Origin of the sequence: Weizmannia agrestimuris, assembly GCF_943193165.1 — a bacterium.
GTDB classification, from domain to species: Bacteria; Bacillota; Bacilli; order Bacillales; family Bacillaceae_C; genus Weizmannia; species Weizmannia faecalis.
Window position 1 is genome coordinate 1 of sequence record NZ_CALPDC010000031.1, and the last position, 22,100, is coordinate 22,100.

Annotated in this window: 22 protein-coding genes and 2 pseudogenes; 8 read left to right on the forward strand and 16 right to left on the reverse strand. The window is 43.7% G+C overall.

Annotated elements, in window-relative coordinates; translation table 11 throughout:
• Nucleotides 1-259 (forward strand): annotated as a pseudogene (locus NFR98_RS11405) (AAA family ATPase); the annotation flags it as partial.
• A gap of 157 nt (nucleotides 260-416) precedes the next feature.
• On the opposite strand, the gene NFR98_RS11410 reads toward NFR98_RS11405, so the two are convergent.
• The 4 genes from NFR98_RS11410 to NFR98_RS11425 all read right to left on the reverse strand — a co-directional run bounded on the left by NFR98_RS11410 (nucleotide 417) and on the right by NFR98_RS11425 (nucleotide 3,258).
• A complete protein-coding gene (locus tag NFR98_RS11410) occupies nucleotides 417-608 on the reverse strand; it encodes a hypothetical protein (RefSeq protein WP_233896611.1) in 192 nt (63 codons plus the stop codon).
• A 33-nt stretch (nucleotides 609-641) separates the two neighbouring features.
• Complete coding sequence (locus NFR98_RS11415; protein ID WP_251460166.1) at nucleotides 642-1,586, reverse strand: Rpn family recombination-promoting nuclease/putative transposase; 945 nt, start codon at nucleotides 1,584-1,586, stop codon at nucleotides 642-644.
• A gap of 372 nt (nucleotides 1,587-1,958) precedes the next feature.
• Nucleotides 1,959-2,183, reverse strand: coding sequence for a sulfurtransferase TusA family protein (locus NFR98_RS11420; RefSeq protein WP_014096852.1), 225 nt, complete (start codon nucleotides 2,181-2,183; stop codon nucleotides 1,959-1,961).
• 13 nt (nucleotides 2,184-2,196) lie between these two features.
• Nucleotides 2,197-3,258 carry a YeeE/YedE family protein gene (locus NFR98_RS11425; RefSeq protein ID WP_046721781.1) on the reverse strand — a complete coding sequence of 354 codons (1,062 nt, stop codon included), beginning with the start codon at nucleotides 3,256-3,258 and terminating at the stop codon, nucleotides 2,197-2,199.
• Nucleotides 3,259-3,534: 276 nt separating this feature from the next.
• Here NFR98_RS11425 and NFR98_RS11430 point away from each other — a divergent pair, with 276 nt between their 5' ends.
• Nucleotides 3,535-4,737, forward strand: coding sequence for an AGE family epimerase/isomerase (locus tag NFR98_RS11430; protein ID WP_211062384.1), 1,203 nt, complete (start codon nucleotides 3,535-3,537; stop codon nucleotides 4,735-4,737).
• Nucleotides 4,738-4,842: 105 nt separating this feature from the next.
• Here NFR98_RS11430 and NFR98_RS11435 read toward each other — a convergent pair whose 3' ends face one another.
• Nucleotides 4,843-5,742, reverse strand: coding sequence for an SDR family oxidoreductase (locus NFR98_RS11435; protein WP_017551809.1), 900 nt, complete (start codon nucleotides 5,740-5,742; stop codon nucleotides 4,843-4,845).
• A 229-nt stretch (nucleotides 5,743-5,971) separates the two neighbouring features.
• Here NFR98_RS11435 and NFR98_RS11440 point away from each other — a divergent pair, with 229 nt between their 5' ends.
• Nucleotides 5,972-6,187, forward strand: coding sequence for a DNA-binding protein (locus NFR98_RS11440; protein ID WP_035183276.1), 216 nt, complete (start codon nucleotides 5,972-5,974; stop codon nucleotides 6,185-6,187).
• Nucleotides 6,188-6,268: 81 nt separating this feature from the next.
• Here the strand turns inward: NFR98_RS11440 and NFR98_RS11445 are convergent, their stop codons facing one another.
• From NFR98_RS11445 to NFR98_RS11460, 4 genes are all read right to left on the reverse strand, one after another.
• Entirely contained in the window at nucleotides 6,269-6,460 is a 192-nt protein-coding gene (locus NFR98_RS11445; RefSeq protein WP_017551807.1) for a YbxH family protein, read from the reverse strand.
• Nucleotides 6,461-6,593: 133 nt separating this feature from the next.
• Nucleotides 6,594-7,601: an ABC transporter substrate-binding protein gene (locus tag NFR98_RS11450; RefSeq protein ID WP_211062385.1), complete on the reverse strand. Its 1,008-nt coding sequence runs from the start codon at nucleotides 7,599-7,601 to the stop codon at nucleotides 6,594-6,596.
• Nucleotides 7,602-7,616: 15 nt separating this feature from the next.
• Nucleotides 7,617-8,318: an ABC transporter ATP-binding protein gene (locus NFR98_RS11455; protein WP_205421988.1), complete on the reverse strand. Its 702-nt coding sequence runs from the start codon at nucleotides 8,316-8,318 to the stop codon at nucleotides 7,617-7,619.
• A 65-nt stretch (nucleotides 8,319-8,383) separates the two neighbouring features.
• Nucleotides 8,384-9,457: a FecCD family ABC transporter permease gene (locus tag NFR98_RS11460; RefSeq protein ID WP_014096843.1), complete on the reverse strand. Its 1,074-nt coding sequence runs from the start codon at nucleotides 9,455-9,457 to the stop codon at nucleotides 8,384-8,386.
• A gap of 230 nt (nucleotides 9,458-9,687) precedes the next feature.
• Here NFR98_RS11460 and NFR98_RS11465 point away from each other — a divergent pair, with 230 nt between their 5' ends.
• A complete protein-coding gene (locus NFR98_RS11465; protein ID WP_013860643.1) occupies nucleotides 9,688-10,248 on the forward strand; it encodes a hypothetical protein in 561 nt (186 codons plus the stop codon).
• A gap of 194 nt (nucleotides 10,249-10,442) precedes the next feature.
• Here NFR98_RS11465 and NFR98_RS11470 read toward each other — a convergent pair.
• Together NFR98_RS11470 and NFR98_RS11475 are read right to left on the reverse strand one after the other, a co-directional pair.
• Nucleotides 10,443-10,749 (reverse strand): annotated as a pseudogene (locus NFR98_RS11470) (transposase); the annotation flags it as partial.
• A gap of 115 nt (nucleotides 10,750-10,864) precedes the next feature.
• Entirely contained in the window at nucleotides 10,865-12,328 is a 1,464-nt protein-coding gene (locus tag NFR98_RS11475) for an MFS transporter (protein ID WP_251460167.1), read from the reverse strand.
• A 487-nt stretch (nucleotides 12,329-12,815) separates the two neighbouring features.
• On the opposite strand from NFR98_RS11475, the gene NFR98_RS11480 reads away from it, so the two are divergent.
• Genes NFR98_RS11480 through NFR98_RS11490 form a run of 3 tightly spaced genes read left to right on the forward strand, consistent with a single transcriptional unit; the run spans nucleotide 12,816 to nucleotide 13,469 of the window.
• Nucleotides 12,816-13,055, forward strand: a complete 240-nt coding sequence (locus NFR98_RS11480; RefSeq protein ID WP_029142769.1) for a helix-turn-helix transcriptional regulator — start codon at nucleotides 12,816-12,818, stop codon at nucleotides 13,053-13,055.
• Nucleotides 13,039-13,242, forward strand: a complete 204-nt coding sequence (locus tag NFR98_RS11485) for a hypothetical protein (RefSeq protein WP_014096839.1) — start codon at nucleotides 13,039-13,041, stop codon at nucleotides 13,240-13,242. The genes NFR98_RS11480 and NFR98_RS11485 overlap by 17 nt, the downstream gene beginning before the upstream one ends.
• A 29-nt stretch (nucleotides 13,243-13,271) precedes the next feature.
• Nucleotides 13,272-13,469, forward strand: coding sequence for a DUF4177 domain-containing protein (locus tag NFR98_RS11490; protein ID WP_041819503.1), 198 nt, complete (start codon nucleotides 13,272-13,274; stop codon nucleotides 13,467-13,469).
• 123 nt (nucleotides 13,470-13,592) lie between these two features.
• Here the strand turns inward: NFR98_RS11490 and guaA are convergent, their stop codons facing one another.
• The 5 genes from guaA to NFR98_RS11515 form a co-directional block, all read right to left on the reverse strand.
• Nucleotides 13,593-15,146, reverse strand: coding sequence for a glutamine-hydrolyzing GMP synthase (gene guaA / locus NFR98_RS11495; RefSeq protein WP_035190156.1), 1,554 nt, complete (start codon nucleotides 15,144-15,146; stop codon nucleotides 13,593-13,595).
• An 850-nt stretch (nucleotides 15,147-15,996) separates the two neighbouring features.
• Complete coding sequence (nadE, locus tag NFR98_RS11500) at nucleotides 15,997-16,824, reverse strand: NAD(+) synthase (RefSeq protein WP_014096836.1); 828 nt, start codon at nucleotides 16,822-16,824, stop codon at nucleotides 15,997-15,999.
• A 175-nt stretch (nucleotides 16,825-16,999) separates the two neighbouring features.
• On the reverse strand, nucleotides 17,000-18,466 hold the full coding sequence (locus NFR98_RS11505; protein ID WP_061565641.1) for a nicotinate phosphoribosyltransferase: 1,467 nt from the start codon (nucleotides 18,464-18,466) through the stop codon (nucleotides 17,000-17,002).
• 28 nt (nucleotides 18,467-18,494) lie between these two features.
• Complete coding sequence (locus NFR98_RS11510; protein WP_014096834.1) at nucleotides 18,495-19,049, reverse strand: cysteine hydrolase family protein; 555 nt, start codon at nucleotides 19,047-19,049, stop codon at nucleotides 18,495-18,497.
• 89 nt (nucleotides 19,050-19,138) lie between these two features.
• Entirely contained in the window at nucleotides 19,139-20,203 is a 1,065-nt protein-coding gene (locus NFR98_RS11515; protein ID WP_014096833.1) for a dipeptide epimerase, read from the reverse strand.
• A 213-nt stretch (nucleotides 20,204-20,416) separates the two neighbouring features.
• On the opposite strand from NFR98_RS11515, the gene NFR98_RS11520 reads away from it, so the two are divergent.
• A complete protein-coding gene (locus tag NFR98_RS11520; protein ID WP_251460168.1) occupies nucleotides 20,417-22,093 on the forward strand; it encodes a DUF6044 family protein in 1,677 nt (558 codons plus the stop codon).
• Nucleotides 22,094-22,100 lie beyond the last annotated feature (7 nt).

Below are 22,100 nucleotides of genomic sequence, written 5' to 3' on the forward strand. Positions count from 1 at the left end.
GATTGATATTCAATTCAAACTGGGGCATTACGACAGAGCTCAATCTGCAGAATATATTGCCATGCATTTACAATATTTAGGAGTAACTGAGCAAATTTTCACAGATGTAGCTTTAGATGAAATCCATCGTTTTTCCGGGGGAGCCGCAAGGATCATCAACAAGATTTGTACCCACTGTCTACTTTACGGAGCACAAAACAGGCATCGAATCATTGATGATCATATGGTAAAACGTGTGATTGAAGGGGAACTTTCGTGAAATGACAATGATTTAAATTTAAGTATTAAACTCATAGGGGAAGCCACAATAAAGCGCAAACTGGCTTCCCCCTTAATTGACAACAATTCCGTCAATTTATGGACAAATAACACCGTCAATTTCCTGCCATTTTGGGGCGCCAGTAACACCATTTGCCTTATTCTTTTTCCAGCCCCTCCTTTATTTCAAGGATCTTTTTTTCGGAAAGGCCTGTTGCTTTTTTGATAAAATCGAGGGATGACCCTAGTTTAATAAGGTTTCGGGTAATTTCAATTTTTTCTTCTTGTCTCCCTTCTTCTCTTCCTTCTTTTCTTGCTTCTTGCTTTAGTTCATCCTCATACGTTATCATCGTGCCGCCCTCCCATTTCAAAGCCATCAGCCCTTATTCCTTTTCCAGCTTCTCCTTTATTTCAAGGACCTTTTTTTCGGAAAGGCCTGTTGCTTTTTTGATAAAATCGAGTGGTATCCCAAGTTTAATAAGGTTTCGGGTAATTTCAATTTTTTCTTCTTGTCTTCCTTCTCGTTTACCTTCTTCTCTCCCTTCTTCTCTTCCTTCTTTTCTTGCTTCTTGTTTTAGTTCATCTTCATACGTTATCATCGTGCCGCCCTCCCAATTTTTGATTTCCTGGTTAAACTCCTGTTGGTATTGACTTTCGAGTTTTATCATGTGGTCCATGAAAATGAAAAGTGTCAGTAAATCCTTTTTATCGAGCTGCAAGCGATCTTTCATAACAGCTAAAACCCGGAGCAACTGCTTTTTCAATTCTAATTTGGTTGGCTGTGCAGCTGTTTTTCCATACAGGGCTTTTTTTGCCGCAAGGATTACAAAAGCAAATGGATTAGTCGATTGCAACAATTCATTTTCATCTTGTTCCGCTATTTTATACACATTGTATTCATAACTCAATTTTGTCCCGAAAAAGTTGTATTCATAACGGGGTGGGGTATACGTTTCGGAGTAATCTTCGGTGTAAATCACAAGCGCGAATATCTTTTTATCATACGCATCAAAAATCCGGTAGAAGTATTGAAACATTCTTTCTGCAAAATCAGTATCTTTCCACCCCTGCACTTCGATATGGACAAGTATCCACTGTTCGCTACCATCTTTCAAATACACTTTAAAAAGCCCGTCTGCTTCCCGGTCTCGGCTTTTGCCGTCCGGATTCAGCCTTTGGAATTCCTTATCCAGGTCGTCAGGTGGCTTGTCCCAATCGATCATCTCATACAAGCCTGGTGAAAAAAACGCAACAAAATCTTCAAACAGCGAATGAATGACCCGCTTCCAATGACGGTCATATTCATTGCGCCCAGTCCGCTTATCCATCCCATTCCCCCTTTTCAAGTATTAAAACTATTCCGTTTTTATTATACAACATTTTTGAAATGAAGGGAACACCAATTCGACAAAAATGATGATTTCAAAATTTTTCGTCTTTTGATCCAAAACGTAGATGGGTGTGAAAACGCGACTATATTTCAGATGTCTCCGCTGATTTCCGTGAAAATAGACGTTACCCATGGAAAACGCCGCAGATTTTATAAACCAGCCTTCTTGAGACCCACTACAAGCCTGTCGAGCATCGGTAGCCAAGCTTTCTCCTTGCTCAAATTTCATCGGCGAGCGCCAAGCAGCCATGCACGGCGCACCGAAAAACAGGCTGCCCCTTGTGAGACAGCCTGCGTTAGAAATCAAGATTTATTTTTTCCGGACTGTGATCGTCCATGCTGCTTCATCAAGTTGTTCAAAGTTTGTGACAGTGTGGCCTGCTTCAGCTGCCCAGCGCGGGATACTTTCCGTTGCTTGCGTGCAGTCAAAATGGATGACAAGGTCATCTCCCGGCTGAATTTCTTCAATGGCTTTTTTTGCTTCGATTAACGGGAATGGGCAAACCTGGCCCATGACTTCCAATACTTTTTCCATCTTCCATTCCTCCTTATGCAGTGGTGACAGCCGTTTTCGCCGCGGTTTTTTGGCGCTTTGTTTGCGGGCGGACAAACATGAAATAGGAAGCCGTCCATGCGCCAAATATCATAAACAGCAGTGCAAACCAGCCCTGCCATGTCATCATTGCCGTTTTGACGAGGCCGTTGCCGATCGAACAGCCGCCTGCGACACTGGCGCCGAATCCCATCAAAATACCGCCAAAGAAACTGCGGATACCCGTTTTTGCATCCGGCATTCTAAAACGAAATTCGCGGCTCGCTTTTGCGGCGATAAAAGAACCGAGAAAAATGCCGAGCACGAGAAAAACGCCCCAGTTTACAAATGTTTGGTCACCCGTTACAAGGAACTGCAGAAGATTGGCAGTCGGCGTTGTAATCCCGAGGCCATCCATTCTTCCGGTTGCTTCGCTTAAAGGCCACGCTAAAATCGCAATAAGTCCGATAAGTACTGCTGTAAAAAACGGGTGCCAGCGTTTTTCAAACAAAAGATGCGCAAGCCCTTTGCGTTTTGCCTTCATCGCCGGAACCGCCACTTTCGGCTTCCGCATTTCCCTGATTAAAATGGTCAGTACAATCAGGGAAAAGACTGCGATAATGATCCAAATGTTAATCCCCAGTGTATCTGCAATCGCGTTTTTCGGAAGCTGTACGGACTGAAGGGAAGTGGTTACCGGTAAAAGCACGCCGGATTTCATCACGGCACTCATGACCATGTAGCCAAAGAGCGCGATCCAGCTGCCCAAAAGCCCTTCGCCGGCACGGTACCATGTCCCGGTTGCGCAGCCGCCGGCCATGACAATCCCTATCCCGAAAATATATGAACCAATGATAGCAGCAACCCACGGGAATGTGCCTGCAGCATATTTGATCATGCCAAGCTGAATAAGTGCGTAAACTCCGATGCTTTGAACGGCGATCGCAATTAACAGCGCGTAAAACATGCGATTGTCTTTTGCAATATACATATCACGGAAGCCGCCCGTCAGGCAAAACCTGCCCCTTTGCATCACAAAGCCGAGCAATGCCCCGCAAATTAACCCTGTTAAAAGCATAAAACTCCCCCTTTAATCCTCACTAAATTTATGGGATTAATTATAGTAATATTCCGCCCCATTTTCAAGTGTTATACATCAAAAAAGGGCAGCACAAATTTTCCCAGCCCAGGTTTGCTTTTACGGGTTCTACAAAAAGCCCCCTCAAAGTACGCCTCCATATTTTGCGGGTTCCGGTATTGGACCAGCAGCAAAGCCCCTGCTTATTGCCGTTTGCTGCTCTCATATTTGCCGGAAGCGGATCATAAAGTACTTTTTATAAGGAGTGATGCGAAGATGGAGCAAAAATTGCCGGATTTTACATCCACCCGTTTTCTGAAACAGCATATTCTGGATACGATAAACTTTTATGCACCGCGCTGTATAGACAAAGTGTCCGGCGGATATATCAACTGCTTTCTTGATGACGGCACAGTATGCGATTATGAAACGAGACAACTTGTAGGCCAGGCAAGGTTTGTGTTTATTTTCAGTGTGGCGGCGTTGCTGGAGCCCGGCCAAGCGTACCGGGAACTGGCGGAACACGGCATTTCGTTCTTGCAACGTCACCAGCGCGACCACAAACACGGCGGGTATTATTGGGAATTAAAGGGCCAGTCTGTATCCCATTCAGTGAAAAGAGCATATGGCCATGCCTTTGTTTTGTTAGCCGCAGCGATGGCAGCGAAAGCAGGCATATCATCTGCTTTTCCGATGATTGCGGAGACATTTGAAGTATTGGAACGCCATTTTTGGAGGGAAAATGAGGGGCTGTATGTTGATGAAATCTCAGCCGACTGGTCAGAAGTATCCCCTTACCGCGGACAGAATGCCAATATGCATCTGTGCGAAGCGATGATGACAGCATATGAAGCAACCGGCAACAAGCGATATCTTGAAAGAGCAGAACGCATTGCCGAGTCGGTCATGTTTCGTCTACTTCCCCAATCAGGAGGACTGATTTGGGAGCACTATCATGAAGATTGGACAATCGATTGGACGTACAATTACGGCATTACGAAAAGTGAGCTTCGGCCTTATGGCTTTATTTTCGGCCATTCGATTGAATGGAGCAAGCTGTTGCTGTTATTAGATCGGCTTGCTCCCGGCAATTGGCGGAAACCGTTGGCACAATCTTTATTCCAATCCGCTATTCACATAGGCTTGGACCGGAAAAATGGAGGCATTTTTTTCAGCATGGCTCCAGGCGGGCGTATGATCGATTGTGATAAATATTACTGGGTCATGGCTGAAGCGATCGGTGCATCATCCCTGCTGGCCGCATCTGACCGCAATGCCTTGCAACTGTATCGTGATCTGTTTACCTATTGCTGGACCTATTTTGTTGATCAACAAAGAGGCGGCTGGTATCAACTGCTTAATCCGTGCAACCGCCGTTACAGCAATATAAAAAGCCCGCCGCCCAAAACAGATTACCATCCTGTAACGAATTGCCTCATCGCGCTTACGTCTTTTTCCCCATCCGGACTTACCGAATAGGGTTTGGGCACTGGTTCTGCATGTAAAAAAGCTACAGCGTAGCAAAACGGAGGTTAACCCATTTGGCAGCAGGTTTTTTAGGATACGGACAAAAACAAACCCCGGTTATGAAGCGACAAAACCGCCCCCGTTCACATGAATAGTCTGGCCTGTGATATAAGAACCGTCGTTTGAAGCAAGCAACACATAGACAGGAGCCAGTTCATAAGGCTGGCCTGCACGTTTCATTGGTACGTTATTTCCAAACGTTTTTACCATATCTGGAGAAAAAGTCGCAGGAATAAGCGGTGTCCAGATTGGGCCCGGGGCTACAGCATTCACCCTGATCCCCTGGTCAACGATGTTATTGGCAAGCGCGCGCGTAAAGCTGACGATTGCCCCTTTCGTAGCTGTATAATCAATCAAATCTTTCCGGCCGATATAGGCGTTAATCGATGCAGTGTTGATAATGCTGCTTCCTTCAGCCATATAAGGAAGTGCGGCCTTTGTCATGTAAAAAAACGGATGCAAATTTGTATCAAACGTCGTATGCCACTGTTCGTCGCTAATATCCAAAAACCGGTTTTGAACAAATTGAACCGCTAAGTTATTGACAAGAACATCTATTTTTCCGAATGTTTCAAGGGTGCAGGCAATGACATACTGACAGTGATTTTTGTTGCGTAAATCTCCTGGAATCAAAAGGCAACGCTGTCCCAAATGCTCAATGGCCTGCTTCGTTTCCATGGCGTCTTCATGTTCATCAAAATAAGCAATGACGATATCTGCTCCTTCTTTTGCAAAAGCCACTGCTACAGCCCTGCCAATTCCGCTGTCACCCCCACTAATGATCGCAACCTTGTTGCTCAGTTTCCCGGTTCCAATATAATGGGGGTTGTCATAAACAGGCCGGGGAATCATCAAATATTCAAATCCCGGCTGCCTCGTCTGGTGCTGGGGCGGAAATGTGTTCGAGACTTCTTCACACTTGATTTCTGATCCATAATAAGAAGATTTTGAATCCATGATTACACCTCTTTATCCATTTTCCTTAATGTATTCAGGCGAAAAAATAACGTTAATGCTCTATGCTCGGAACGGCAGAATGGATGGCCCCGATCCGCCGGTATGCGGGAGCTGGGCAAACATGGCCGTGTGGGGGATATAGCACGGTTATATTTCTTAATGGGCAGCTAAAAAATTCTTTTAAAGGGTATAATCAATCATAATGGCACCTTATTGAAGGAGGAATATTATGGAAAATATGACCGTTTACGCCAAAAATGCAACCGATCCATCCCAAATTCAGTTGATCGAGCATGAATTGAAAAAGATGGACGGGATTGAGCGCGTATTGTCTGATACAAATGACAGAGAGATCAAAATTGAATTTAACCCCGGACAATTGACGCAAAGAGAAATCATCACAAAAATGCAGGAACTGAACGTTCATCTGATCCTGGAAGAATAGGGTAATGCCTGGCAGAGTGCAGTAAGGAAAAACCCAATTTGCCTGTATGGATTCAGGTAAATTGGGTTTCGTTTTGACGAACTAGAGATGTTTTTCATGCAGATAATGATTTACCAATTCTTCTATTAAATCATGCTGGGGATAGTCACCATTAAATTCGAATCGGATTTCTTCAATAAATTTTTCTCCATGATAAACATGAATGGCACCGGTTTGGCTGACCACACTGAACTCCGGTTCAAAGGTATACCCATTATGCTTGATTGCACCCATCCTGTATCGTTTCCTTTCCACCATCATTTTTGGTTTTAACTATAGGATGCTGGAAATTACAAAATGCATGCATCGTAATCATATGGGCTAATGTTCTTCCCTTGTTTCCCAACTTTGGGTTACGGAGAAAAACCTATTTAAATTGATCAGGGTACATTTCCTTTGCCAGTTGTTCTATTCCATCGAGTGTGTTGTAGCTGTAGCCGAAAAGCTCATTATAATCCATCGCGTAAACTTGCTTATTTTTGATTGCTTTCATACTCGATAATTTGGGATTTTCATAAAGAGCCTTTTTGACCTTATCGGCATTGTTTTCCCAATTCAGTACAATCAATACATCGGGATTGGCTTTTACTAATTGCTCTACACTAACAGTCCCCCGCACATTTTGAAATATGTTTTTGAGTTTTAACATACCAAAAGCATTATTGAAAAAAGTTTCATTATAAGCAGAGTAGATGTTGATTTCTTTCGGATCGGACATGTGTAAATAGGCGAATGTCTTCGTTTCATGAATGCCTGACAGTTCCGATGTAATCTTCTTCTGGCGCGCCTTTAATTTGTTGGAAAATAGTTTTGCTTTTTCCTGGACATTAAAAATTTTTCCGAGATTGTCAATATCTTTATATATTGAGTCATAGGTCCCGCCCGGAATGGATGATTCAAGAATATAGGTATGAATCCCCATATCATTCAGAGAATCAACCGTTCCGACACCCCAGTCGGCATTATCGAATAAGCCGCCGCGACTGACAATTAAGTCCGGGTTTGTCCCAAGCGCCGCTTCTTTTCCGACATACGAATTACTGAGTATCTTTAATGAAGCATAGTCTTTTTCAACCGATTTGTCCGGGGCGCCAAAATTCCCGCCTACCCCGACAATCTTATCTTTCAGGCCAAGATGAAGGAGCAGTTCCGCCGCCGTTCTTGTCGTAACCATCACCCGTTTCGGGGCTTCCTTGAATACCTGATCCTTTTTCTTATATGTAGTGCCGCCCTCTGCTTTTGTATAATTATGAATCGTCAGCGGATAATTCGACTTGCTTTTCATATTTTTTTCCGACCCGGTCGTTTCCCTGTTCCCGCAACCCGCAAGGACAAGCAGTGCGATGAGGCAACCGGCAAAGATTCCTTTTTTCATGTCTGTCCATCCTCCTTAAAGTTCGTATGCAAATCCAAGCCGGTTGGTCACAGGATTCACATAAGTTTGACATTTGATTTCATACAATTCCTCAATTAATTCCGAGGTCAGCACTTCTTCCGGTTTTCCATGTGCATATACTTCTCCGCCTTTCACGGCATATAAATAATCGCAATAGGCGACAGCCAGATCCAAATCATGGAGAGCCGCCAGCACACTAATGCCAAACTGCTTGACACAGGAAAGAATTTCGATTTGATGGCGAATATCCAAATGGTTGGTCGGTTCATCGAGAATCATTAAGTCCGGCTGTTGGGCTATGGCACGGGCAAGAATCACCCGTTGCTTTTCCCCGCCTGATAATGACAAATAGCTGCGTGTTTTATATTCAAGCAATTGCGTTTTCCTTAATGCCTCTTCAACAATTTTGTAATCGTCCGGCTGGTCCGATTCCAGTAACTTCTTGTGCGGTGTCCGCCCCAACAGCACCATTTGCTCGACTGTTAAATCAAAATTCATTTCATTGAACTGCCCTACTACGCCTAAATGCCTTGAAACTTTTTTTGCCGAGCTTTTCAGTACATTAAGGTCATCTAAAAAAACGCTCCCATTTTGCGGCACAAGACTTTTATAGATACTTTTGAGCAAAGTTGACTTCCCGCATCCATTCGGGCCTACTAAACCGACAAACTGTTTATCTTTGACAAACACGGACATGTTTTTGATGATCTCTTTCCTGCCTCTTTTTACTTGCAGCTTTTCCGCCGTTAAATCCACTTCCCTCAACCTCCAAATTGATAGCCTTTTTTCACAATCATATAGATAAAGAGTGGGGAGCCGATCACTGATGTAATGATGCCGATGGGCAATTCTACATTTTGGATTAGAATTCGGGACAAAATGTCCGCCCATATTAAAAAGAGCCCCCCTGAAAGGATTGTTGCCGGAAGCAGCTGTTTGTGATCTGCGCCGAAAATACCCCGGCAAATATGCGGAATGATCAGACCAACAAATCCGATTGTGCCGGCATAAGCAACCATCGTACCCGTTATCAATGCTGTGACCACCATGTAGAGCTTGCGGAATAAACTTAAATGAATGCCCAATGTGACGGCAGACTCATCACCGAGTAGCATCGTATTTAACACACGGTGCTGAAAAAGAAAAATCAAAGAGCCGATCAGGACCACAACAGACAAAACCGGCACCTTTTCCCAGCTCGCCGATGCAAGGCTTCCCATTGTCCAGAACGTAACGTCTTTAATCCCTTCTGCATTGTTGGCAAAGTAAATCACAAGGCTGGAAAAAGAACTGCACAATGCTCCGACAACGACGCCTGACAATACCAGTTTTACAGATGTTGCTTTTCCGCCAACACTTGACAAAAGCAATACTGCTACGGATGTTGCCATCGCACCCATAAAAGCGCCAAATGCAATGCTAAATGTGCCAAACAAGGCATTGCTTCCAAACCCGATCAAAATGACAATGGTCGCACCAAGCGTTCCTCCTGAAGAAATCCCGATAATATATGGATCAGCGAGCGGGTTTTGCACAACTGCTTGCATCACAATCCCGCACAAAGAAAGGCCCATCCCAATCAATAAAGCAAAAATAACTCTGGGCATTCTGATTTGATAAATGATATTAAAATAGGAGGAGTTTTCCATCCCTTTAATGTGCCCCATTTTGCCATTTGTCAGGACGTGCAGCAAAACATTCATTGATTTTTCAATTGGTATGTGGACCGTTCCAATTGAAACCGAATAAATGGCGGAAAACGCAATCATACAGATAAGGAGAAAGATAACAGGATAATAAATTTTCCCGATTACACCGTTGCTCGTCCCTTTCAAAAAAACACCTCCTTTTTGCTTCTAATGATAATGAAAATCATTATCATTTATACATCCATTTATCATTATAAATGCTTCCTTGTAAACGTCAAGCAGATTTTTGTGTATTCATAAAACTTTTTAGGTGCCTAAATTGCAACATTAAATGCAATACTTAATGAAATACCCGTAAACCTGAGATATAATAAACTGTGTTATGAAGCAATAAAACTAAATAGGTAGGGGATATAATGAAAAAGCAAATTATTCATGTCACAGTTGCGAGTTCTATTTTGTTTAGTGTGTCTGTTCCTTTTACAACTCATATAAAAGCAGCAGAAGTATCTAATCAGCAAGAAAATGTTCATTTAACAAATACTGAAACTCAAAACTTATTAAAGTTACAAAATGAATTGCAAGCTCATGGAATTGCTGAGACAGACATTGTAAATGGGATTCAATCAAGTTTATCTGGAGAAGACACTGAAAACCATGTTGTTACAACATTTGGCGTGAAATCGAAAGCAGCTAAAGTAGCGGCAAAGTCCATGATAAAAAAACTCAAAAAAATTGGTAGAATCTCATGGGATAGAACTGTAAGGAATTATGTTAATAAACTGCCTATTTCAAAAGGCTCGAAAAGTACCCTGAAAAAATATTTAAGTTACGAATTTGTAATGAAGACCCTTAATATTGTGGTAGACTTTGAGGGCACAATAACGAATGCACTAACAACTCAATTAAAAAATATGGGTGTACCTAGTTGGTTAGCTGGAACAGCTGCAAGAGCATTGGTAACCTTATTACTTTGAGAGAATAAGGATATAGGAGTGGGTATTCTATGGAGTGGTTCTTAAAATCATTGATAATCATAACAGGAGTATATGTTATTGCCAATATCCTTTTTGATTTAAATTTCAATCCTGAAATACATATTGTAACAAAAATCATTCAAGCTTTGTTCTTTCTATTGTTATTAATCTATGTTGTTTTTTTTAAGACCGGATCAAAAAATAAATAATTGGAGCTTGCTGAACGAATCAGATACAAGCCCAGTTTTAAAATATAAAATAGTAAAGTGCAAATATTTCAAAAATAGCCCTGAGGTTTCCCTCCAGATTCATTTTGAGAAACTGAAGGGCTACTACTGTTTCACTGGTCTCCTGAAAGCATGTTCGAATAAGGCTTAACCCGCACCTGTGCTTACCTTCGCAAAAATCTTCCTTCAGCGGCGCTACGTTCAGAGGTATCCTGTCCTGCAACACGTTCTAAGGTTTTTCTTCCGTTTTGTATGGACGCCCCAACTTTGGCCCCCCAAAGAAACAAAAACAGGTGAACCGCACCCTCAGTGGGTTAAAATAGTTTTAGGATTAACATCTCACACTGGGAGGTTCACCTATACATAGCATAATTAAATATAAAGAAAATTTATTTTACTTCGTTGGTTGAAAGTCGCTTTGCATTCTTTCGTACAAAAGCGCATGCTATACAAGCCAAAGCAATAGCAGCCATCGGCAATAATAAACTTTCACGCAATGCTGTTAAATAACCACTTAAATGGCCGCCAAATTTTGTTGAAATATCAAAGACCGATTCAAATTCCGAACCATGATTCATGGCAGAAATTCTATTTTGTAATAAAGCCCCAACAGCCGCACTGCCTCCAACTGTTCCCAATTGGCGGACAGTATTCATCACCCCGGATGCTGCACCTGCAACTTCATCCTTCACTTCTTTCACGGCAACTGCTGCCGTCGGTGAAATTAATAACCCGTTTCCAAACCCAGTAATCACCATCGACAACATAAATTGCACCCAATAGTTATGGCCATTCATGATAAAAATAACCCATATCATCCCGATCAGGGTCAGCGCTAATCCTGCAAGCACAAGGTATTTCCCATCTATTTTATTTGAAAATTTTCCGGCAAATGGAGATACACACATGGAAATAAGTGATGCAGGAACTAACGTAAGTCCCGCCCTAAATGCATCATATCCCAAAATGGACTGAAAATATATCGAGAGAAGCAGCATTAACCCAAGGACGCCAATAGAAAAAAAGACTCCTACCACATTCATTAACGTGTAATTACGATCTTCAAACAAAGCAAATGGAATTAACGGATCCCGCTTATGACGCAATTTTTGTTGAACATAGAATATGATAAAGATAACTACGGAAATAATAAGAATGCCGACAATGTACATGGACCATTTAAAGTGTTGGCCTTCAATTAATCCATAGGTTAAAAATAAACACGATAAAGAAACCAAGAGAACCCCCATCAAGTCAAGCTGTTGTTTTGCTGAATTTCGGATTTCCGGGACAAATAGATAAGTGAATATAAAGATCAATACTCCGATTGGAACATTTATATAAAAAATCCAGCGCCAGCCTAACACACTGACTATGAATCCGCCTAAACTCGGACCTGCAACAGCAGCAACTCCACCTACCATTCCCCATATTCCAAGGGCCGTTCCACGACGCTCGGAAGGAAATAATCGTATAATAAATGTCATTGTCTGCGGTAAAAGCAGAGCTGCACCAAGTCCTTCTATAGCCCTAAATACAATGAGTTCCAAAGGGCTTGTGGAAAGTCCGCATAACAAACTAGAGATGGTAAAAAGGACAATTCCAATTGAAAACAATTGTCGTATACCAAATAGATCGCCAAAACGGCCGGCCGTAATTAAAAAAACGGCAAGCACCAATATGTATATATTTAGAACCCATAGCGCCTCATTAATGGATGCATGTAATGTTTCCATTAAATTCGGAATCGCAATGTTAACAATTTGTAAATCCAATTGAGTCATAAAAAAACCAAACGAAAGAATCGTCAACACTAACCAGGGATTTCCCTTCCATTTTTGAATATCAAGCATTTTTTCACCTCAAATCTATTAATTGTTCAAGAACTGCAATGGGCAGACCATCCTCTCAGCAGAGTAACAATGGCTAATACAGAACCAGTAGCATTAATTACGTTTACAACCCATCTCGGTGCAATCATCTCTGCACGATGCAGAATTTCAATTACATCCATCTTTTAAAAATTAGAATGGCTAAAGTAACAGCTGTAGCGGCAACTAAAACCATAACTGCCTTTGAACTTTATGATTTAAGAAGTTGACCTTTCAACAATAATTGCATCTGTATCCCTCCCTTCATTTTTATTACTGTATGGCCACCAATCCCCCTAGCAATCTCTATATTATATTTTCATATCCGAAAAATAAATAATATTTAATAAAATGTAAATTAAGATGCTTTAGAAATTATTGTGTAAAAAATATTTGACATTTTGTTTGTAAGGGGATACAATAATGCCAGCACAGATGTAAAAAATTTTTTACACTAATTGGTGATTATATGCAAAATAACATTAAAAAATACAGGAAAAAGAAGCAGATGTCGCAGGAAGAGTTGGCAAAAAAATGTAATGTCACACGACAAACCATAAATGCTATTGAGAATAGCAAATATGACCCTTCTCTTCGTTTAGCGGTACTCATCTCACAAATTTTAGAAGTAAGGATAGATGAATTGTTTATTTTTGATTCGATAAATAAAACTATTAAAAGGAAAGATGAAAATGAGAAAAATGGATGAAATGGAAAAGGATCATTCCGGAAAAGCAGCAAGACTAGCATTTAGCTACTATACTTTGGTTTTACTCATATGGTCCCTTGTGGATTGGTTTAAAACCAAAAGCACTGGAATAGAATTTCCAATTCTTATGATTGGTTGTGCCATTTATGCTGGAGTACAAGTATATTTGCTTCGAAAAACAAAATAAATCATTTTTTACAAATTTTAGGAAGAATAATGTACCGTTATAAATTTGTTAAGATAAAAATCAATCGGTGGAAAGGACAACCGGAAGTCGACTACAGACAAATTATAGAGGAAAATGCATCGGAAGGTTGGGGGTTGGTTCAAATATTTGCCCCTCCTATTTCCGGGTTTGGGGCAGCAGACCATTTTGAATTAATTTTTGAGAAATATATTGAAAACCCCAACTGAAAAAGTATAGTGAAATAACTGGTGGTGAAATCAAGTTAAAAGAATGCTTTCGCTATTTAATTGAGCTGACATAGAAAAAAACAGCGATCCCTTAATATTCCTAGGATCGCCGTTTTCCTGTTCCTACTCCCACTCAATCGTAGCGGGCGGTTTGCTTGTAATATCATACACGACGCGGTTGACGTGCGGGACTTCGTTGACGATGCGGGTGGAAATTTTTTCGAGCACTTCCCACGGAATGCGCGCCCAGTCAGAAGTCATGCCGTCGATGGATGTGACAGCACGGATGCCGATGGTGTAATCATACGTGCGCGCATCGCCCATGACACCAACGCTGCGGATGTTCGGCAATACCGTAAAATACTGCCAGATATCGCGGTCGAGGCCGGCTTTTTTGATTTCTTCGCGCAAAATAAAATCAGATTCGCGCACCATCTCGAGTTTTTCTTCCGTAATCTCGCCCAGCACGCGGATGCCGAGACCCGGGCCCGGGAACGGCTGGCGCCAGACAATTTCGTCCGGAATGCCGAGTTCAGTGCCGACTGCGCGCACTTCGTCTTTAAATAATGTATTCAGCGGTTCAATTAACGTAAACTGCATGTCTTCCGGCAGACCGCCGACATTGTGGTGCGACTTGATTGTCTGGGCAGTCGTTGTCCCGCTTTCGATGACATCGGTATACAACGTTCCCTGGGCAAGAAAATCAATCCCTTCGAGTTTTGCCGCTTCATCATCAAAGACATAAATAAATTCATTTCCGATGATTTTCCGCTTTTGTTCCGGGTCGGAAACACCTTTCAATTTTTTCAGGAACCGTTCTTTCGCGTCGACTTTAATGACGTTCATATTAAAGCCTTCTGAGAAAGTTTTCATCACACTCTCTGCTTCGCCTTTACGCAAAAGACCGTGGTCCACAAAAATACACGTGAGCTGGTCGCCGATCGCTTTATGGATCAATACCGCGACAACGGAAGAGTCAACCCCGCCGCTTAAGGCGCACAGCACTTTCTTGTTCCCTACCGTTTGCCGGATTTTTTCAATTTCCATTTCGATGTAGTTTTCCATTGACCAAGTTCCGCTGCAGCCGCAAATTTTAAAAGCAAAATTGCGCAAAAGTTCATTGCCGTAAACAGAATGGCGTACTTCCGGATGGAACTGGACGGCATACAAATGTTTGTCCGTGTTGCTCATTGCAGAAATCGGGCAGTGGTCACTGCTTGCATCTACCGTAAATCCGGCCGGTACTTCCGTCACAAGATCCCCGTGGCTCATCCAGACCACCTGATCTTCCGGAAGCCCGTCAAATAACCGGCCCCCGTTTTCGACATGAATCGTTGCTTTTCCGTATTCACGCTGACTGGCGGGTTCAACTTTGCCGCCATATTTTTTTGCCATAAGCTGCATGCCGTAGCATATTCCCAGAATCGGCACGCCAAGATTAAAAATGTCTTCATCGACATGGAATGCGTTTTGGTCATAGACGCTGTTCGGGCCGCCCGAGAAAATAATGCCTTTCGGGTTCATGGCCTTGATCTCTGCCGCTGTCAAAGTGTGCGGATGGAGTTCGCTGAATACGCCAAATTCGCGGATCCGGCGTGTAATCAGCTGGTTATACTGGCTGCCAAAATCCAAAACCACAATTTTTTCTATATCTTTCACATCGAATGTTTTTGCCATTGATTTTCCCCCATGTACTTTTATCTAGAAACGAAATCTGATCTTTAAAGCAGGATTCCGGCTCGGCTTTTTTAAAAATGTGAAACTGCCTGCGTCGGTTATCCTCAGTATACAGCATTTATATTTTGGCAGATTTCCGCCGGGTTTGTGCCTTAAAAGCCACACCATATTCACTTTCCGGCTGATGTTTGCCGGGATTCTTTACTTACAGCTGTAGTACGTTCACTTTTCATCGGAATTTTGGTTCGTTCCTTAACGTAGAAGCGTTCTATGTGAACTTTTCATCGGAATTTTGCGCGCTTCCTTAACGTAGAGGCGCTCTATGTGCACTTTTCATCGGAGTTTTGCCTCATTCCTTAACGTAGAAGCACTCTACGTGCACTTTTCACCGGATTTTTGCCCCGTTCCTTAACGTAGAAGCACTCTACGTGAACTTTGCATCGGAATTTTGCGCGCTTCCTTAACATAGAGGCGCTCTATGTGAATTTATCACCGGATTTTTGCCTCGTTCCTTAACGTAGAAGCACTCTACGTGAACTTTGCATCGGCATTTTGCACGCTTCCTTAACATAGAGGCGCTCTAGGTGCACTTTTCATCGGAATTTTGCCTCGTTCCTTAACGTAGAATCGTTCTACGTGCACTTTTCACCGGATTTTTGCCCCGTTCCTTCACGTAGAAACCCTCTACGTGAACTTTTCATCGGAGTTTTGCGTGCTTCCTTAATGTAGAAACCTTCTACGCGAACCTAGGGCCTAACTTTTGCTCGTTCTACCATAGAGCCAACCGCCCTTGTGAACTTGCGGCCAAAATTTTGCCGGGTTCCTCCGCGCTGGGAGCCCGGCTTTATCATTATTTCCAAAAATCATCAAAAATCGTAATCGGCATATGGCGTTTGTGCTGTCCTTTTAAATACCAGGACTCGATGGTGGCTTTTGCTTTCGGGGAAATTTCTTTGCCTTCCAGGTAATCATCAATGTCATCATAGGTTACCCCTAATGCCACTTCATCGGCAAGCTGCGGACGATCGTCTTCAAGATCAGCTGTCGGCGTTTTTAAATAGAGCCGTTCCGGACAGCCGAGTTCTTTCAAAAGCATTTTGCCTTGACGCTTGTTTAACCTGAAAATCGGAACAAGGTCCGAGCCGCCGTCGCCATATTTTGTATAAAATCCGGTCACATTTTCAGCTGAATGGTCGGTACCGAGCACGACACAATTTTCCATCGCAGCAATGCTATACTGGACTTTCATTCTTTCACGCGCTTTTTCATTTCCTTTCGCATAGTCGGAAAGGACGATGCCCGCTTTTTCCAGGGACGCTTCGCTGGCATCAACGGCCGGCTTGATGTTCACGGTGATGTCCTTGTCCGGCTGGATAAACTGGGCGGCCAGTTCCACATCATCCGCATCTTTCTGTTCGCCGTAAGGAAGGCGTACTGCAATAAACTTGTATTCCTGGTTGCCGGTTTCTTCTTTCATTTCGTTGATGGCGATCTGCGCAAGCTTCCCTGTCAAAGTGGAATCCTGGCCGCCCGATAAACCAAGCACGAATCCTTTCAGGAACGGGTATTTTTTTAAATAACTTTTTAAAAAATCAACACTTTTACGGATTTCTTCTTTCGGGTCAATGACCGGTTTTACTTTCATTTCTTCCACAATTCTTTTTTGCATTGCGTCCATTTTTTTATCCTCCTTATCCGCATCTATATAAAATGAACGTAAGGATTTACATCAAGCCCGGTCGCCATTTGCATAATGGTTACTTTTTACAGCAGGCAACAGAGCCGCGATATTTTGTTCATTTTATATATTGTTCTTTTGCCACAAAACAGATGGAAAAAACCACCATCATCATTTAATCTTCTTCAAGCCGAATCACTTTTTGCCGCACTTCTTCTATATTGCGCATTTTGTTGTCCCAGCATTTTTGGCTCAAATCGACCGGGTATTCTTCAGGATTGAGAATGCGTTTATATTCGTCCCACAACAGGTCCAAATTATCTCTCGCATATTGTTTGATCGCATCCAGCGGCGGAAGTTCGTATACGAGCCGCCCCTTTTCATAGATGGTTTCATGGATATTGATGGCTTCAAAGTTTGTGACATATTTGCTGATAAAGGTATGGACAGGATGAAACATCTTCAGCCGCTTTTCCGCTGCCGGATTTTCGTCCTGCATGGCAATATAGTCGCCCTCCAGCTTGTTTGTCCGTTTGTTTAAAATACGGAATACTTTTTTCAGCCCCGGTGTTGTCACTTTTTCGGCATTGCTTGAAATTTTAATCGTATCCTGCATTTCCCCGTTCCCGTCTTCGATGGATACCATTTTATATACCGCACCGAGCGCCGGCTGGTCAAATGCCGTAATCAGTTTCGTCCCAACGCCCCATGCATCAATTTTCGCACCCTGGGCTTTTAAATGGAAAATCGTATATTCATCCAAATCACTGGATGCAAAAATTTTCGCATCCGTAAATCCGGCTTCGTCGAGCATTTCCCGTGCCTTTTTCGATAAAAAAGCCATGTCGCCGCTGTCCAGGCGGATACCAAGAAAATTGATTTTATCGCCAAATTCTTTTGCCACTTTGATGGCGTTCGGCACGCCCGAACCCAGTGTATCATATGTATCGACAAGAAAAATGCAGTTCTTATACGTTTCCGCGTATTTTTTAAAAGCGGTGTAATCATCCCGGTATGCCTGTACCATCGCATGGGCGTGCGTGCCACTCGTCGGCATGCCGAACACTTTCCCGGCCCGGACATTACTTGTTCCGTCAAATCCGCCGATGTAAGCCGCTCGCGTTCCCCACACGGAAGCATCCAGTTCATGGGCGCGCCTTGAACCAAATTCGAACAAGGCAGCATCATCACCGGCGACTGACCGGATTCTCGCAGCCTTTGTCGCAATCAGCGTCTGGTAATTGATGATATTTAAAATGGCGGTTTCGATGATTTGTGCTTCAGCCAAAGACGTTTCCACCTGGATCAGCGGTTCGTTGCCAAAAACGAGTTCCCCTTCGCGGACGGAGCGCAACGTTCCGGTGAAGCGCATTTCTGACAAGTACTGCAAAAAATCCTCGCTGTAATGGCCGGTGCTGCGCAAATAGGCAATATCTTCTTCAGTGAAGTGAAAGTGGTTCAAATAATCCACAATTCGCTCAAGCCCCGCAAAGATGGCGTAGCCATTTCCGAACGGTATTTTTCTGAAAAATGCTTCGAACACCGCTTTCCGGTTGTGGATACCGTCTTTCCAATAGGCCTGCGCCATGTTGATTTGGTATAAGTCTGTGTGAAGCGCTAAACTGTCATCTTTAAAACGCATGCTCTCGAATCACTCCTACCTAATGGGTTTACCGCACTTCCGCTCCGAGCGAACCTTTAAAATGGCTTAATGCCCATTTGTGCCCGTCCGGATTAAAACTTGCCACCGCGTTTTCGTGGACCACCAGCTTGAATCCTTTATTGTAAGCATCCACTGCCGTATGCAGCACGCAAATGTCTGTGCATACCCCGCATAAATGGATTTCTTCTATGCCCCGTTCCCGCAGCCGCAGCTCCAGATCCGTCCCGCAAAAAGCGCTGTAGCGGGTTTTATCGATCACATGAACGTTTTTCTTCCCTTTCCACGCTGTAAAAAGCGGCTGCAGTTTCCCGTACAGGTCGCGCCCGGGTGTGCCTTTGAGATTATGGGGAGGGAACAATTTCGTTTCCGGATGATAAGGATCATCTTGTTCATGGCAGTCGATTGCGAAGACCACGTAATCGCCGTTTTCAAGGAATGACTTCGTAAGCGCCACAATGTTTTCTTCAATCTGCTGCCCCGGTTTGCCGCATGTCAACCGGCCGTCGTCAGCTACGAAGTCATTGGTATAATCAATATTGATTAACGCTTTTCGGGCACCCATATGGATCCTCCGTTCATTTTAAATTATCCTTATTGTACACGAAAGATGGCTTCCGGCAAAATGTTTCATGCCGGAAGTTTATGGATAACCTACACAGGCTGGACGATACCGATACCAGGCTGATCAGAGAGCAGGACGTCCTCGCCGTCATAGGTTAAATGATCCGGTTCTTCAGACAACCAGAGTGGCGCGTCCAGATCCATATAGACAACATTCGGATGGGCGGCCGCAAAGTGGGCAGCTGCCGCCACGGAAAGTGATGGCTCCATCATGCTGCCAACCATGCATTTCACACCGTTTGCTTCTGCAATGTCGGCAATTTTCCACGCTTCAGAAATTCCGCCGCATTTCATCAGCTTAATATTGATAAGGTCGGCAAATCGGCCCGCGATCAATTTCAGCGCGTCTTTTGCCGAAAACAGGCTTTCATCTGCCATGACCGGCAGCTTTGTTCTTTCCGTTACAAACTTTAACCCTTCCCAATCATCGGCACGTACCGGCTGTTCGACAAACTCAATCCCGAAATCCTTTTTTTCCAGCTCTTGTAAAATTTGCACCGCTTGCTTCGGTTCCCACGCCTGATTGGCATCAAGGCGCAGTTTGACATCAGGCGAAACAGCGCGCCGGACCGCTTCAATCCGTTCGAGATCGATTTCCGGATATGTGCCGACCTTGATTTTCAACAGATGAAACCCGGCCTCCACACTTTTTTCCGCATCCCATGCCATTTTTTCGGGCGTATCCACTCCGATTGTCATGGAAGTCCGGAGATTTTTCTGCCCGCCAAGATAGGCATACAGTGGAATGTTTAACCATTTGCTGTATGCATCGTAAAGGGCAATGTCGGCAGCAGCTTTTGCACTTGTGTTGCCCGTACAGCACCGCTGCACTTTTTTCAGGGCTTCCTGGAAATCACGCAAATCATGCCCGGAGAGCGCCTCCTTGATAGGCCCTGCCGCAACAGACATGATGCTTTCGGTTGAATCGCCTGTAATGACAACAGTTGGCGCAGCTGCCCCTGTACCTTTTATGCCATTGTCCAGTGTGATTTCCACTTCAATGCTGTCAATTTCATTGGCTTGCCGCAATGCTGTTTTAAACGGAACGAGCAGCGGAATGTTCCGGTAATGCACTTGCACATCTTTTATGATCATGGCAGCTTCTTCCCTTCATCCTGGCATTTTAAAGCCAATTTATGCTGGTTTTATTATATCATTAATAACGGGCCGGTGATTTAAACCCCGCATCATTTTTGCCTGTATTTTTTTGTGTGAACTTTTCCCTGGTTGCCCGCGTCTATTCAAACGTGCTTATGGGGAGAAGGGACCATACATCCAAAAATAGAAACGGGATGGTGTCAGACCGGAATGAAAATCAGTAATCATGAAAAAAATGCTTTATGGCTGGCCGTATGGATGCTGGCCGTCTACCTTTCGCCAATGTTTATTCTTGGCGGCAATATGCATATCCGGGTCCACGACAACCTGGATTCGAATATCGCCTGGTACCGGGTGCTCGACCGCAGCGGAGAACTGTTTGGCCCTCTGAATGCAACGATTCCGCAAATCATGAACGGGTTGCCGCGAAATGCGTTCGGGACGGAATTCAGCGGAATCCAGTGGCTTTACGCCCTGTTCCCTCCGGTCATCGCTTATACATTTAGCCAGACGATTACAAGAGTCTTTGCTTTTTTAGGAATGTACCTGTTGCTAAAACGGCATTTCGTGCAAGGGCAGGACGGTTACTTTATCAGGGTATGGGTATCTCTTGCTTTTGCGATGACCCCGTTTTGGCCGTCCGGCATGTTAAGCACATTGGGGATGCCGCTTGCGCTTTGGGCTTTTTTAAACATCAGGAACCGGCAGGCCACATGGAAAGAGTGGCTGGCGCTGACCCTTTTGCCTTTTTACTCTAGCTTTGTGCTCGGGTTCTTCTTTTTTCTGGCGGCGATGGGGCTTTTGTGGATACGGGATGTGCTTGTGAAACGGGAGCGCAACTGGCCGTTCTTTTTTGCAATCGGCTGGATGCTGGTGCTGTATTTAGGGATTGAATACCGGCTTGTGTATTCCCTTGTCTTTTCCCATGAGCCGACAAGCCGGAATGATTTTGTCAGCTCGAAACTCGGCTTTTGGCACACGCTCCGGCTTGCGCTAAAAAATTATGTGTTCGGGCATACACATGATATGACCGTGCACACGTTTGTCATTCTGCCGTTCTCTTTTATCGCCATGTGGCTGATTTATAAAACAAAAGCATGGAAAAAGGAAAAACGGTATGTGCAGCTTTTTATGCTAAATGCCGTTTTATCGCTCTGGTATGCTTTCTGGTTCAACAAGGCATGGGAACCGTTAAAAGAAAAGATCAGCCTGCTGAATACGTTTAACTTTGCACGGTTTCATTTTTTGCGGCCGCTTATCATTTATACGATGTTTGCAGTGGGGGCATGGTTTCTTTGGAAACGCGGCAGAAAGTGGAAGGCATTCGTAAAATGTTGCCTCATCGCCCAGGTGATTGTCCTGTTTGCGTTTAATCCTGAAATTTATTACCGTGTTGCCGGGAAACCTTCGTTCAACCAGTTTTACGCGACGGGCCAGTTTCACGAAATCGGCCGCTATATTGGCAAACCGAAAAGCGCTTACCGCGTCGCCAGTATCGGGCTCCATCCGGCCATTGCCCAGTACAACGGTTTCTACACCTTAGATTCTTACAATAATTATTATCCGTTGTCTTATAAAAGGAAATTCCGAAAAATCATTGCCGGGGAACTGGATAAAAGCCCGCAATTAAAAACGTATTTTGACCAGTGGGGGAACCGCTGTTATATTTTTGTCAGCGAACTGGGCAAGCATTATGAATTCCGGAAAAACAGCGGCGTCAAAATCCATCATCTTGCCATCGATACAAAAGCGTTTGAAAAGCTTGGCGGGCGGTATATTTTCTCGGCTGTCCCGATCCAAAACGCAGAAAAAGAGCATTTGCGGTTTTTAAAAACTTTCCGCAATGCCGACTCGGCGTGGACCATTTATTTATACGAAGTAAAGTAAGCATCAT